This is a genomic window from Kitasatospora sp. NPDC004723, from assembly GCF_040609255.1.
In the GTDB taxonomy this organism is placed as follows: Bacteria; Actinomycetota; Actinomycetes; order Streptomycetales; family Streptomycetaceae; genus Kitasatospora.
The window spans coordinates 30,622-42,857 of sequence record NZ_JBEXJT010000001.1; the positions used below are offsets into that span (position 1 = coordinate 30,622).

At 73.4% G+C, this 12,236-nt stretch carries 15 protein-coding genes and 1 pseudogene; 12 read left to right on the plus strand and 4 right to left on the minus strand.

The window, feature by feature from the left end; translation table 11 throughout:
- The first annotated feature begins 200 nt into the window (after positions 1–200).
- The 7 genes from ABZW10_RS00150 (at position 201) to ABZW10_RS00180 (ending at position 5,081) form a co-directional block, all read left to right on the plus strand.
- The gene (locus ABZW10_RS00150; protein ID WP_355357397.1) at positions 201–500 is read left to right on the plus strand and encodes a MoaD/ThiS family protein; all 300 of its coding nucleotides are present in this window, start codon (positions 201–203) and stop codon (positions 498–500) included.
- Positions 501–505: 5 nt separating this feature from the next.
- Positions 506–2,107: a hypothetical protein gene (locus ABZW10_RS00155; protein WP_355357400.1), complete on the plus strand. Its 1,602-nt coding sequence runs from the start codon at positions 506–508 to the stop codon at positions 2,105–2,107.
- A 182-nt stretch (positions 2,108–2,289) separates the two neighbouring features.
- On the plus strand, positions 2,290–3,006 hold the full coding sequence (locus ABZW10_RS00160; RefSeq protein ID WP_355357403.1) for a DUF2993 domain-containing protein: 717 nt from the start codon (positions 2,290–2,292) through the stop codon (positions 3,004–3,006).
- Between the two features lie 236 nt (positions 3,007–3,242).
- Positions 3,243–3,323: an Ms5788A family Cys-rich leader peptide gene (locus ABZW10_RS00165; RefSeq protein WP_355358848.1), complete on the plus strand. Its 81-nt coding sequence runs from the start codon at positions 3,243–3,245 to the stop codon at positions 3,321–3,323.
- A gap of 251 nt (positions 3,324–3,574) precedes the next feature.
- Complete coding sequence (locus ABZW10_RS00170; RefSeq protein WP_355358851.1) at positions 3,575–4,408, plus strand: sulfurtransferase; 834 nt, start codon at positions 3,575–3,577, stop codon at positions 4,406–4,408.
- A 40-nt stretch (positions 4,409–4,448) separates the two neighbouring features.
- Positions 4,449–4,739: a DUF1416 domain-containing protein gene (locus ABZW10_RS00175; protein WP_344343425.1), complete on the plus strand. Its 291-nt coding sequence runs from the start codon at positions 4,449–4,451 to the stop codon at positions 4,737–4,739.
- Between the two features lie 69 nt (positions 4,740–4,808).
- On the plus strand, positions 4,809–5,081 hold the full coding sequence (locus tag ABZW10_RS00180; protein ID WP_355357407.1) for a DUF3099 domain-containing protein: 273 nt from the start codon (positions 4,809–4,811) through the stop codon (positions 5,079–5,081).
- Positions 5,082–5,084: 3 nt separating this feature from the next.
- On the opposite strand, the gene ABZW10_RS00185 is transcribed toward ABZW10_RS00180, so the two are convergent.
- Positions 5,085–5,450, minus strand: a complete 366-nt coding sequence (locus tag ABZW10_RS00185) for a DsrE family protein (protein WP_355357410.1) — start codon at positions 5,448–5,450, stop codon at positions 5,085–5,087.
- A 274-nt stretch (positions 5,451–5,724) separates the two neighbouring features.
- Here ABZW10_RS00185 and ABZW10_RS00190 point away from each other — a divergent pair, with 274 nt between their 5' ends.
- The 3 genes from ABZW10_RS00190 to ABZW10_RS00200 all read left to right on the plus strand — a co-directional run bounded on the left by ABZW10_RS00190 (position 5,725) and on the right by ABZW10_RS00200 (position 7,865).
- Positions 5,725–6,309, plus strand: coding sequence for an FABP family protein (locus ABZW10_RS00190; RefSeq protein WP_355357413.1), 585 nt, complete (start codon positions 5,725–5,727; stop codon positions 6,307–6,309).
- Between the two features lie 109 nt (positions 6,310–6,418).
- Positions 6,419–6,883, plus strand: a complete 465-nt coding sequence (locus ABZW10_RS00195; protein ID WP_355357416.1) for a Fur family transcriptional regulator — start codon at positions 6,419–6,421, stop codon at positions 6,881–6,883.
- Between the two features lie 19 nt (positions 6,884–6,902).
- Positions 6,903–7,865, plus strand: coding sequence for a folate-binding protein (locus ABZW10_RS00200; RefSeq protein ID WP_355358854.1), 963 nt, complete (start codon positions 6,903–6,905; stop codon positions 7,863–7,865).
- A gap of 150 nt (positions 7,866–8,015) precedes the next feature.
- Here the strand turns inward: ABZW10_RS00200 and ABZW10_RS00205 are convergent.
- From ABZW10_RS00205 to dtd, 3 genes and pseudogenes are all read right to left on the minus strand, one after another.
- Positions 8,016–8,141: pseudogene (locus ABZW10_RS00205) on the minus strand (IS481 family transposase); the annotation flags it as partial.
- Positions 8,138–9,316 carry a Cmx/CmrA family chloramphenicol efflux MFS transporter gene (locus ABZW10_RS00210; protein ID WP_355357419.1) on the minus strand — a complete coding sequence of 393 codons (1,179 nt, stop codon included), beginning with the start codon at positions 9,314–9,316 and terminating at the stop codon, positions 8,138–8,140. The pseudogene ABZW10_RS00205 and the gene ABZW10_RS00210, both read right to left, overlap by 4 nt.
- A 267-nt stretch (positions 9,317–9,583) precedes the next feature.
- On the minus strand, positions 9,584–10,024 hold the full coding sequence (dtd, locus tag ABZW10_RS00215; protein WP_355357422.1) for a D-aminoacyl-tRNA deacylase: 441 nt from the start codon (positions 10,022–10,024) through the stop codon (positions 9,584–9,586).
- A gap of 521 nt (positions 10,025–10,545) precedes the next feature.
- Between dtd and ABZW10_RS00220 the strand changes: the two genes are divergently transcribed.
- Together ABZW10_RS00220 and ABZW10_RS00225 are read left to right on the plus strand one after the other, a co-directional pair.
- Entirely contained in the window at positions 10,546–11,136 is a 591-nt protein-coding gene (locus tag ABZW10_RS00220) for an ABC transporter substrate-binding protein (protein WP_355357425.1), read from the plus strand.
- A 78-nt stretch (positions 11,137–11,214) separates the two neighbouring features.
- Positions 11,215–12,174 (plus strand): asparaginase, encoded by a 960-nt coding sequence (locus tag ABZW10_RS00225; RefSeq protein WP_355357428.1) that lies wholly within the window; start codon positions 11,215–11,217, stop codon positions 12,172–12,174.
- Positions 12,175–12,236: the final 62 nt, after the last annotated feature.

Sequence of the window (12,236 nt, forward strand, 5' to 3'; positions counted from 1 at the left end):
GTGAGCCCGGCCACAGCTTCGCGACGGCGCCGCCGGGCGCCGGGCCAGGGCGATTGCCGCTCGCGCGGGCGAACACGACATCATGGGGGACACATCGGCGGCACCGCGCGCGTACACCTTTCGGGCGAGGCGCGGGCGCACCGGTGGTGGACCCGGCCGGGACACCCGGGCCCGGGCGAGGACGACGAGAAGGGGTTGCCATGGGCGCGACCACCGGGCACGACCCGGCGGCCGCCGTTCGGGTGAGCGGGACGATCCGCTACTGGGCGGCGGCGAAGTCGGAGGCCGGGCTGGCCGAGGAGCCGTACCTGGCGGCGACCCTGGCCGAGGCGCTGGCGCGGGCCGAGGAGCGGCACGCGGACCGGCCGAAGCTGGTCCGGCTGCTCGGTCACTGCTCCTACCTGGTGGACGGCTCGCCGGTGGGCGGCCGTGACCGCGCGACCGTGGCGCTCACCGAGGGCGGGACGATCGAGGTCCTCCCCCCGTTCGCGGGCGGGTGAGCGGCATGACCGGGATGAACGGAACCCCCGAGGGGCAGCCCCAGCAGGCCCAGCCCCAGCAGGCCCAGCAGCCGCAGTCGCCGTACCAGCCGCAGCAGCAGCCTCAGCAGCCGCCGCAGGGCTACCAGCCCGGGCAGCCGCCGTATCCGTACGCCCCGCAGCAGGCGTACGCGCCGGATCCCTATGCGCAGCAGGGGCACGCGGCGCAGCCGTACGCCCCCGGCGCGGGCCAGGCGCCGTACGGCGGGCAGGCGTACGGGCAGCCGCCGTACGGCGCCGGACCGGGTACGGACGACGCCGCGACGACGCTGCTCCCGCCGGTGCCGCCGCTGGAGGACGCCGCGGCGACCACGCTGCTGCCGCCCGTGCCGCCGCTGGACGACGCTCCCACCGCGCTGCTCCCGCCCGTGTCGGCGTCGGGCCCGATGCCGCCGGCCCAGGCCCAGGCACACGCCCCGGCCCACGCCCCGGCCCACGCCCCGGCCCAGGCTCCGGCCCCGGATGCGGTCCAGGGGCCGGCGCGGCCCTACACCGGGCCGCGGCGTGGCCGGTCGCACCGTCGGACGGATCCCCCGGCACCCACGCCCGCGCCGGCGCAAGCCCAGGCCCAGGCCTACCCGCCGGTCCAGTCCCCGGACCACGGACAGGGCCTGGACCAGCCGACCATGACGCTCAAGCGCCCGGAGCCCCCGGCCCCCGTGCTGACCGACCCGGCCGCGGCCCGCGCCGCACGGGCCGCCCGGGCGGCGCAGAACGCGCACGCCGCGCCCGCCGGTCCCGCCGCGCCGTTCCCCGGCCCGGCGCCGTCCCTGGGCACGCCGCCGTTCCCGCCCGTGACCCCCGTGGCCCCCGTCGCCCAGCCGTCCCCGGTTCAGGCGGCGGCCCCGGCCGCGCCCGTGCGGAGCGGTTCGCCGATCCACGACCCGGGCCTCCAGCCGGCCCTGATCACCGCCGGCGCCGCCGCCCTGCTGGCCGGCGGCGCGGCGCTCGGCCAGGTGCCGCTCGCCCTGGTGCTCGTCCTGCTCCAGGGCCTGACGGCGGCCGGCTGGTTCCGGCTGAACGGCATGTGGCCGGCCCGCCAGGGCATCGCGCTGGCCGCGCTGTCCGGTGTGGTGGCCGACGTCTCGGTGCTGCTGGCCGACGCGGACGGCGGCACGGCCGCGGTGGTGGGCACGCTCGGCGGGTTCTTCCTGCTGGTCCTGGTACTGCAGACGTTCCGGCCGGCCGATCCGAAGGAGCGCTTCTACGCGCTCACCGTGCTCGGCTCCGCCACCGTGGTGACGGTGCTCTGCACCGCGCTGCTGCTGGCGGACTGGGTGCCGGCGGCGGTCGGCGCGGTCGCGCTGGCGACCCTGCTGGCGGCTGCGCCGCTGCCGGGACCGCGCTGGCTGGGCCCGCTGCTGGGCCTGGCCGCGGCGGTCGGTCTGGGCTTCGTGGTCGGCGCGCCGCCGTTCCTGGGCGTGGCGGCCGGTCTCGGTGCGCTGATCGGACGCCGGGTGGCCGCGTACGACTTCCCGTCCAGGTTCGTGCACATGACGGCAGGCGTGGCCCTGCCGCTGGCGGTGTCCGCACCGCTGGTCTGGATCGCCACCGCGCTGCTCGGCTGACCGCCGCGACGTCCCGTCCCGGAACCATGCTCCGGGGCGGGACGTCGTACGGTCGTGCGGGAGCGGCCGCACCGGAACGGCCCGATCCGCGCGGCCGGCCGCGATGAGCACCACGAACCACGAACCACGAACCACGAACGACAACGACGGACGACAGCGACCGGCGACGACGGGGGAGAGCGATGCGCGGCTGGCTGAAGGCGACGATCGGCGTGGTGGTGCTCTCCGGCGTGCTGGTGGGCGCCGACCGGATCGCCGTCGGCGTCGCCGAGGACGAGGCGGCCGACCAGATCCTGAAGAGCGGCCGGATGAGCCGGAAGCCGGACGTCTCGATCGAGGGCTTCCCGTTCCTCACCCAGGTCGTCTCGAAGAAGCTGGACGACGTGCGGATCTCCTCGGACGCGCTGACCGTCGGCGAGGGCAAGGACAAGGTGTCCCTGCACGCGTTCCGGGCCGAGCTCTCCGGTGTCGAGGTGAGCGGCAACATGAGCAGCGCCACCGTGGACAGCGGAACCGGCTCCGCGCTGATCACCTACGCGGACCTGTCCGGTCTGCTGCCGCCGGCCTCGGAGCTGGTGCCGAACGCGGGCCGGCTCTCGCTGGGCGCCGGCACCCGGCTGAGCCTCTCCTACGGCGGTCCGGGCAAGGTCAAGGCCTCGCTGGGGCCGTTCCCGATCGGCGACGCCGCGGTGCACAGCAAGGGCGACACCGTGACGGTGGACGGGTTCAAGCTGAGTTCGATGGCCTCGCTGCTGGCCGGGGTGTCCGACCAGACCCTCGCCCCGATCAGCTTCACCCTCTCCACGCTGCCCGCCGGGCTGAACCTGTCCTCGGTCACGCCGCAGGAGGACGGCCTCCGGCTGGGCTTCGACGGCAAGGGCATCAAGCTCATCGGCTGACCCGAACACCTCCCCGCCGACCGTTCCGTCGTTCCGCTCCGCGAGACGCGCTGTCCAGCGTCGGCCGCGGAGCGGTGTCGTTCCCGCCTCCTGGCCCCCCTCCGGGCGCCCACGGCCCGGGCCCCGGCCGGTTCCCGACGCCCATGAAATGGTCAAATCCCACGATGCGAGCCATCTGGTCTCGCCATTCGATACGCTGGTGACAGCGGGCGTCGGGTGTCCCTAGCATCGTTCGCATGAAGCGACAGACGGACCTCACCAAGCGGCGGGCGGTAGACCTGTGCCGCGTGGCCGCCTGTCTGTGTCGAATGCCTTAACTCGGCGTCCAGGCAGGGCAGTTGCCCCCGCCGCCGATTTCTTCCGGTGACCGCAGCCGGCCCCTCTGGCCGGGCGTTCCCGCCGTACTCCGCCACACACCGCCCGGTCGCGCCACATACCGGCTCCTGTCCCATTATTCGGACAGGAATTCGGACCGATGGCCGACGGGCGACCCGCACCACCGCTGAGCAGCAGCACCCCGAAGCAGCGAGCACCTTCCGCCAACCGCCCCCGGATGGAGAACATCACCATGAGCCGCAGCGACGTCCTGGTCGACGCCGACTGGGTCCAGGCCCACCTGGACGACCCGAAGGTCGTGATCGTCGAGGTCGACGAGGACACCTCCGCGTACGACAAGAACCACATCCGCAACGCGGTCCGGATCGACTGGAAGGACGACCTCCAGGACCCGGTCCGCCGCGACTTCATCGACCAGGCCGGCTTCGAGGCGCTGCTCAGCGCCAAGGGCATCGCCAACGACGACACCGTCGTCCTCTACGGCGGCAACAACAACTGGTTCGCCTCCTACGCCTACTGGTACTTCAAGCTGTACGGCCACGGCGACGTCCGCCTGCTCGACGGCGGCCGCAAGAAGTGGGAGCTGGACTCCCGCGACCTGGTCGCCGAGGTGCCGCAGCGCGCCGCGACCGCGTACACGGCGCAGGCCGCCGACTCCTCGATCCGCGCCTTCCGCGACGACGTGATCGCCGCCATCGGGAACCTCAACCTGGTCGACGTCCGCTCGCCCGACGAGTTCTCCGGCAAGCTGCTCGCCCCGGCCCACCTCCCGCAGGAGCAGTCGCAGCGCCCCGGCCACGTGCCGACCGCGCGCAACATCCCGTGGGCCAAGAACGCCAACGACGACGGCACCTTCAAGAGCGACGACGAGCTCAAGGCCCTGTACGAGGCCGAGGGCGTCGACCTGGCGACGGACACCATCGCCTACTGCCGCATCGGCGAGCGCTCCGCGCTCACCTGGTTCGTCCTGCACGAGCTGCTCGGCCAGGAGAACGTGAAGAACTACGACGGCTCGTGGACCGAGTACGGCAGCCTCGTCGGCGTGCCGATCGAGCTCGGCAACTGAGCCACCGGCTCCACCCGTAAGGCAGAAGGGAAACAAGACAATGTGCGGTGCGAAGGCCGGCGGCCCGGACCTGGCAGGAGTTGACGTGGCGAACGAGACGATCATCCAGGGTTCGGTGACCCGCGACGGCGAGCCGGTCAACGGCTACGTCCGACTGCTCGACGAGAACAACGAGTTCACGGCCGAGGTCCCCACCTCGGCGACCGGCCAGTTCCGGTTCTTCGCCCGCCCGGGCAAGTGGACCCTGCGCGCGCTCATCCCGGGCCAGACCGTGGACCGCCAGGTGGTCGCCTCCCAGGGCAACCTGACCGAGGTCGCCATCGCCGTCTGACCGGCGACGCCGGAACAGCAGTACCGAGGGCCCCTGCCGAGCGGGGGCCCTCGGGCATACCGTGGAAGCGTGCAGTCCCGTCGGCGGCGCCGCTACTACTACGTCATGATGGCCGTCTGCCTGGGCCTCTTCGTGCTGGCCTGGGGAGCGGTCCGGTTCGTCTCCGTCCCGGCGGCCGTGGCCCTGTGCGTGGTCGCGATGGTCATCCCGCCGGCGGCGGCGGTGTTCGCCAACCGGCGCGACCCCGAGGACGACTGGTGGGACGACCCGCGCTGGGAGGACCCGAAGTGGGACGAGCCCGGCCACGACCGGGACCGCCCCGACCACGAGGACAGCCCTTAGGGCCTAGTAGACGAGCGCCTGCACGCCGTCGGCCATGATCTCGCTGACGAAGACCTGCGCGCCCGCGATCCGGGCACCCTCGATGAGGTCCTTCTCCTCGATCCCGCGCCGCGCCGCGCACTGGGTGCACAGCGTGAGCGTGCCCCCGGCCAGCACCGACTCCAGCAGGTCCGGCAGCGGCGCCGCGTGCGGCAGCTCGAACTCCGCCGCCCGCCCGGGCAGGGCGAACCAGGACGACTCCCCGGTCAGCCAGAGCGACACCTCGACGCCACTGGCGACGGCGACCGCCGCCACCGTGAACGCCTGCGAGCACCGCTCGGGGGCGTCGGCCCCCGCGGTGACCTTGATGACGAGCTTCTTCGAAGACATGTCGACACCCTAGATCGCCGACGTGGTGGGGCTCACCGAGACCCTCCCCCACCCGCCGGATAGAGTGAGCGGCAGCAAAATCCACCACACTGTCGCCGCAATGGGAGCCACCCGTGTCCGGTCTGGAAATCTTCTTCGACGGTCTGCTGGCCCTCATGGCCGTGCTGATCACCTGGTTCGCCATCTTCTCCGTGATGAAGCTCTACCAGGGCCAGCGCTGACCCCGCTGCCGTACGGTTGAAGTACTCCCGCACCGACGACAGCGACCAGGAACATGATCGAGATCCCCTCTGACCTCCACAAGGACGTCGTCCCGCTCGCCTTCCTCCTCGGCACCTGGGAGGGCGCGGGCGTCTATGACTTCCCCGGCACCGAGAAGTGCAACTTCGGCCAGGAGATCGTCATCCGCCACGACGGACGGCCCTTCCTGGAGTTCCGTTCCCGCACCTGGGTGCTGAACAGCGAGGGCGAGAAGGTCCGTCCGCTGGAGAACGAGCACGCCTTCTGGCGCATCACCAGCAACCAGCACGGCACCAGCGGCGCCCGCGGGGTCGAGATCTCGTCCGTCCGTGACGACGGCACGGTGGAGATCTGGTACGGCGAGCTGGCCGACGGCAAGCCGCAGATCGACGTCTCCACCGACGCGGTGGCCCGGATCGAGGGCTCGCCGGAGTACTCGGGCGGCAAGCGGCTCTACGGCTTCGTCAACGAGGAGCTGCTCTGGGTGGGTGAGAAGGCCGCCCCGAACGTCCCGCTGCGCCCGTACATGTCGGCCCAGCTGCGGAAGGTGCTCTCGCCGGCCCAGCTGATCAAGGACATCAACGACCTGCCGGACGACGGCATCGCCTTCTTCAAGTAGCCCTTCGAGCAGGCACGGCCGCCCGCAGGGGCGCGCACGGGTAGGGACCGGCCCCCGGCCGGTCCCTACACTTGGTTCAGGACCCCCGACGTTTGGCAGGGACAGGACCGTGGCGGACACCGGCACCACCGACTGGCAGCTCTCCGGCGACTGGAAGGCCGACCTGCGCGAGCGCGGGTACCGGCTCACCCCGCAGCGCCAGCTCGTGCTGGAGGCGGTCGACGCGCTCGACCACGCCACCCCGGACGACATCCTCTGCCACGTCCGGCAGACCGCCAGCGGCGTCAACATCTCCACCGTCTACCGGACCCTGGAGCTGTTGGAGGAGCTGGGCCTGGTCTCGCACGCCCACCTCGGCCACGGCGCCCCGACCTACCACCTGGCCGGCCGCCACCACCATCTGCACCTGGTCTGCCGGGACTGCGAGAAGGTCACCGAGACCGGCACCGAGATCGCCCAGCCGCTGATCGACAGCCTCCGCGCCCAGCACGGCTTCGACACCGACCTCAAGCATTTCGCCATCTTCGGCCGCTGCGCCGACTGCGCCGCCGGGCCCGCCGCGGAGCGGTCGTAAGCTAGCCGGTATGACCGGTCTGAAGAGCCCGCTGCTTGCGCTGTCCGGAGCCGTCCCCGCCGAGGGAACCGACGAGGGCGTCGCCGCCCACTACGGCGACCTCTTCCGTGAACAACGGAACCTCTCCCAGGGCAGCGGTTTCGTGGACCTCTCGCACCGCGGCGTGATCACCGTGACCGGCGCGGACCGGCTGAGCTGGCTGCACCTGCTGGTCACCCAGCACGTCAGCGCGCTGCCGCCGCAGCAGGCCACCGAGGCGCTGGTGCTCTCGCCCAACGGGCACGTCGAGCACGCCCTCTACCTGGTCGACGACGGCACCACCATCTGGGCACACGTCGAGCCGGGCACCCAGCAGGCGCTGGTCGGCTACCTGGAGAGCATGAAGTTCCTCTACCGGGTCGAGGTGGCCGACGCGACCGCCGACTACGCGGTGGTCCACCTGCCGGCCGGCTCCACCGCCTCCGCCGAGGGCGCGGCGGCCGTCCGCGAACTGCCGTACGGGCGGGACCTCTTCCTGCCCCGCGCCCGGCTGGCGGAGCTGACCGCGGGCTACGGTCCGGCGGCGGGCGTCTGGGCGTACGAGGCGCTGCGGATCGAGGGCCACCGGCCGCGGCTCGGCTTCGAGACCGACCACCGGACCATCCCGCACGAGGTGGACTGGCTGAGCACCGCCGTCCACCTGCAGAAGGGCTGCTACCGGGGCCAGGAGACGGTGGCCCGGGTGCACAACCTGGGTCGGCCCCCGCGCCGGCTGGTCTTCCTGCACCTGGACGGCACCGAGGAGGTGCTGCCCCCGCACGGGACGCAGGTGCGGCTCGCCTCCGACCCGGAGGGGCGGGCGCTCGGCATCGTCACCTCCTCGGCGCGCCACCACGAGCTCGGGCCGATCGCGCTGGCCGTCGTGAAGCGCAACGTCCCGGTGGACGCGGTGCTGCTGGCCGGCACGGTGCCGGGGACGCAGGACGTGATCGTCCCGCAGTGAAGCGGAGGTCCTGGCCGTTGCCGGCCATGACGTTCATGACGTTCATGACGTCGGTGACGCTCGCGCGGAGGCGTGGGACGGGAGGACGGTTTCCGGCGGCGGGGACGCGTCCGGCCTTCGCCGGTTCGAGCGCGATCCTGCGGGGTTCTTCCACGTGGACGGGCAAGCCCGGGAGAGGCCGGCCCCGGTGGCGATGTGGGCGGTCGGCCGGGGGCGGCAGCGTCGGACGAGCCTTCGCCGTCCCTCGATGCTCAACGGGGCGTTCGCGTGCGTCACGGGAGCACCTCGCTGCTCCGATCCGCTGCGATCACACCGCGCAGGGGGAACGCGACAAGTAGCGCAACCAGGATGAGGAGTCCGCTCGCCCAGAGCGGCCCGAGGTCCCCGGCCGCCGTGCTGAGGGTCGTCGCGGCGACGAGGGGTCCGACAACAGCGCCCACGTTGAGCGCGGCGGTCGCGTAGGAGCCGGCCATGGTGGGCGCTGCTGCCGCCTCGTAGAGCACCCGCGTGATCAGCGTGCCACCCAGCGCGAACGACAGCGCGCCCTGGACGAACACGAGGGCGAGCAGAGCAACCGGCCTGTCGGCCAGCACGGCCAGGGCCGGCCAGCCGACGAGCAGCAGCGGACCGCCGGCCGCGACGACCGGACCGGGGTGCTGGTCGGACAAGCGGCCGGCGACGGTGACCCCGGCGAAGGAACCCGCACCGAAGAGCACCAGGACGACGGAGATCCACAGCTCGCCCAGCCCGGCGGTGTCGGTCACGACGGGGGCGAGGAAGGTGAAGCCGGCGAAGGTCGCCGCGTTCACCATGGCGCCGAGCAGCATGATCAGGAGCAACCGCGGCCTTCTGAGCTGCGCGAGTTCCGATCGCAGGGCCGGCCCGTCGGCAGCGACCTTCTGCACACGTCGCGCCGGGATCCCTCGGACGATGCCGATGGCCGCGGGCAGACAGAGAGCGGCGATGGCCCAGAAGGTGGCCCGCCAGCCGAACAATGTGCCGAGCACCGACCCCGCTGGGACACCGGCGACCGTGGCCACCGTGGTGCCCGACAACAGTACGGCGAGCGCGCGTCCCTTCCTGTCGGGCGGGACCAGCGTGGTGGCAGCCGTCAGAGCCACGGCGAGGAACCCCGCGTACGCGAGTGCTGCGGCCACCCGGGTCGCGACCAGGACCGGGAAGCTCGCGGTGGCAGCGCCCACGACGTGGGCTGCCAGGAACACGAGGACGAACCCCGGAAGGCTGGACCGTCCGGGCCGGTTGCGGGCGAGCCCGGCCATGAGCGGGGCGCCGACGGTCATTCCGATCGCGAATGCCGAGGTGAGCATGCCTGCTGTCCCGACTGTCACGTCGAGGTCCGAGGCGATGTCCGGCAGGAGGCCGGCGAGCATGAATTCCGAGGTGCCCATGGCGAAGACCGCCACGGCGAGCAGACACAGCGGGAGGGGCATCGAGTGGCTCCGAGGTGAGGAGAAGCACGAGAAGGTCGTCTCGTCACCGCGGTCAGCACCCAGGGGCGCACTCGTCCGGCCGCAGAACGCGGCGGGACGGCAGACTACGAACTCAGTGGTTCAGGGGGCTGACGGCGTGACCGAAAGCCCCCACCCTGTCTGACTCAGGACTCGGCATGGCCCGCACGGTACCTGACCGATGCCCGTCGAGGCCATCGGTTTCACAGCTGCCGGTGTGTCATCGACGGCATGACCCGCAACACCTGGCTAGACCTCGACGAGGACGGTGAACGGGCCGTCGTTCACCAGGGCGACCTTCATGTCGGCGCCGAAGCGGCCGGTCTCGACCTTGGCGCCGAGCGCGCGCAACTGGGCGACCACCTCGTCCACCAGCGGCTCGGCGACCGGGCCGGGTGCGGCGGCGTTCCAGGTGGGGCGGCGGCCCTTGCGGGCGTCGCCGTAGAGCGTGAACTGGCTGATCACCAGCAGCGGTGCCCCGACGTCGGAGCAGGACCGCTCCACGCCCTCGTCGTCGGCCGGCAGCAGCCGCAGCGTCCAGAGCTTGCGGGCCAGTTGGGCCGCCTTGGCGGGGGTGTCGTCATGGGTGACGCCGACCAGGACGCAGAGTCCGGGCTCCTCGATCGCGCCGACGGTCTCCCCGGCCACCGTCACCCTGGCCTCGGTCACTCGCTGCACCACTGCTCGCATGCCGCCATTCTGCCGGAGCCGTCCGGGGCGTGAGCAGGGCCCCATGGGCGCTCGAAGGCCTGGCGCACGCCGGGTTGCGTGCGCCTGCGTGCGCCATGGCAGCGTTCTCCCGGCGAAAAGCTTCGGTCGTATCAGCCACCCCTCTTCGCCAGGGGGCCGTTCGGGTGCACGGGCGGTGCGGCGGCGCCGGGCGGGGTGGCACGCTGGGGGACCGTACGAGGGCGTGTCCGCCGCTCCGCCGCACCTGGGCGGGGAGCCGGCCGCGCCCGAGGTCCGGGGCGCCGAGGTCCGCCGCGCCGGGCCCGGTTCGGCCGGGCGGCCGAGCCGGTGGGTCAGGCGTTCCGGTCGTGTCGCCCCGCCGGGTGGCCACGGCCGGGGGGCGGGGACCTTCGCGGTCGTCCGGGCGTGCCTCCGGACGGGAACGCGCCGGCGGCGCGCGCGGGGGTTGGCGGGCCGGACCGGCGGCAGGCGACGGGGCGCCGCGAGCGGGTGGGATCGGGACGACGGCAGGTGGTTGGTTGATGGACGCGATCAGCACGGCGCAGGACCGGTACGGGCGGCTGCCCGAGGGGCCCGGGGCCGGCCCCGAGCCGGACCTCGGACGCCTGGGCCTGGACCAGCTGCGGACCCTGCGCCGGGAGACCCTGGACCAGGAGGCCGACCTCTCCTACCTGCGGCGGCTGCTGCACGGCCGGATGGACATCCTGCTGGCCGAGTTGGACCGCCGGCCCGGAGCCGGCGGTCCGGCCCGGCCCACGGACGCGGCGGAGCAGGCCGGCGCCCTGCTCGAGCTGCTGCCGGCGATCCTGACCGACGCCCCGTCCACCGTCCGCCGCTCGGCCCGGCACGTCACGCTGGGGCCGCCGCGCGGGCAGCAGTCCCAGCTGGAGGCGGACGCGCTGATGGGCGACGTCCAGCTGGCCGACCTGGCCGCGCACCCGGCCGAGGAACTGCTGGCGGCGCTGGAGCGGCTGCGGGCGCACGAGCGGGAGGTGTCCGGGCGACGGCAGCGGCTGCTGCGGACGGCGGACGGCTGCAACGCCGAAATCACCCGCAGGTACCGTGATGGGGAAGCACGGGTCGACGACCTGCTCGCAGGCGGTCCGCTCTGACAGGTGCGGGGGGCGCCGGGGGTGGGGGACGGGCCCGGCTCGCCCCCGGTTCACCCTCACCTCCGGAAGGCTTTCGCCATGTCCAATTCCGTCTCCCTGCCCGTGCTCGCCGAAGTCGTCCGCTCGGGTTTCACCGAGGGCCGGCACCGAGGTTCGCTGGTGCTGCTGGCCGCTGACGGCTCCGTCGAGTTCGCGCTGGGCGAGCCGGACGCGCCGGTCTTCCCGCGCTCCTGCGCCAAGCCGTTCCAGGCCGTGGCCACGCTGCGGGCCGGGCTCGCGATCGAGGGGGAGCTGCTGGCGCTGGCGGCTTCCAGCCACTCCGCCGAATCGTTTCACCTCGACGGCGTGCGGCGGATCCTCGCCGGTGCCGGACTGGACGAGTCCGCCCTGCGCACCCCGGCCGACCTCCCGCTCGACGACCTGGAGGCCGAGCTGCACCTGCGCTGGGGCGGTGACCGCGAGCCGATCCTGATGGACTGCTCCGGCAAGCACGCCGGCTGGCTCGCCGCCTGCGCGGCCAACGGCTGGCCCACCGACAGTTACCTCGACCCGGAGCACCCGATCCAGCGACTGGCCCGCGAGGCCCTGGAGGAGGCCGTCGGCGAGCCGGCCGCGCACGCCGGGGTGGACGGCTGCGGCGCGCCGCTGCTGGCCGTCGGCCTGACCGCCCTGGCCCGCGGCTACCGCGCCCTGCTGCTGGCCGAGCCCGGCACCCCGCAGCGCCGGGTCGCCGACGCGATGCGCGCGCACCCCGAGTACGTGGCCGGCACCCGCCGGGCCGACACCCGGCTGATGCGGGCGGTGCCCGGCGCGCTCGCCAAGATGGGCGCGGAGGCCGTCCAGGTGGTGGCGCTGCCGGATGGCCGGGCGCTCGCCTTCAAGATCGAGGACGGCGCCGAGCGCGCCCGCGGCCCCGTCCTGGCCGCCGCGCTGCGCCGCCTCGGGGTGACCACCGGCGATTCCACGCTGGAGCGGATCGCCGCCGCCCCGCTGCTCGGCGGCGGCGTCCCGGTCGGCGAGGTGCGCGCCGCGTTCTAGCGGGTTCCAGCGGTCCGCCCTCCTCCGCATGCGGAGCGACGGCCCCCGGTGCACGGTGGACC

Bases quoted from the DNA above. Each gene is read 5' to 3' on its own strand.
- ABZW10_RS00150 (WP_355357397.1), top strand. From the start codon at position 201: ATGGGCGCGACCACCGGGCACGACCCGGCGGCCGCCGTTCGGGTGAGC.
- ABZW10_RS00155 (WP_355357400.1), top strand. From the start codon at position 506: ATGACCGGGATGAACGGAACCCCCGAGGGGCAGCCCCAGCAGGCCCAG.
- ABZW10_RS00160 (WP_355357403.1), top strand. From the start codon at position 2,290: ATGCGCGGCTGGCTGAAGGCGACGATCGGCGTGGTGGTGCTCTCCGGC.
- ABZW10_RS00165 (WP_355358848.1), top strand. From the start codon at position 3,243: ATGAAGCGACAGACGGACCTCACCAAGCGGCGGGCGGTAGACCTGTGC.
- ABZW10_RS00170 (WP_355358851.1), top strand. From the start codon at position 3,575: ATGAGCCGCAGCGACGTCCTGGTCGACGCCGACTGGGTCCAGGCCCAC.
- ABZW10_RS00175 (WP_344343425.1), top strand. From the start codon at position 4,449: ATGTGCGGTGCGAAGGCCGGCGGCCCGGACCTGGCAGGAGTTGACGTG.
- ABZW10_RS00185 (WP_355357410.1), bottom strand. From the start codon at position 5,450: ATGTCTTCGAAGAAGCTCGTCATCAAGGTCACCGCGGGGGCCGACGCC.
- ABZW10_RS00190 (WP_355357413.1), top strand. From the start codon at position 5,725: ATGATCGAGATCCCCTCTGACCTCCACAAGGACGTCGTCCCGCTCGCC.
- ABZW10_RS00210 (WP_355357419.1), bottom strand. From the start codon at position 9,316: ATGCCCCTCCCGCTGTGTCTGCTCGCCGTGGCGGTCTTCGCCATGGGC.
- dtd (WP_355357422.1), bottom strand. From the start codon at position 10,024: ATGCGAGCAGTGGTGCAGCGAGTGACCGAGGCCAGGGTGACGGTGGCC.
- ABZW10_RS00220 (WP_355357425.1), top strand. From the start codon at position 10,546: ATGGACGCGATCAGCACGGCGCAGGACCGGTACGGGCGGCTGCCCGAG.
- ABZW10_RS00225 (WP_355357428.1), top strand. From the start codon at position 11,215: ATGTCCAATTCCGTCTCCCTGCCCGTGCTCGCCGAAGTCGTCCGCTCG.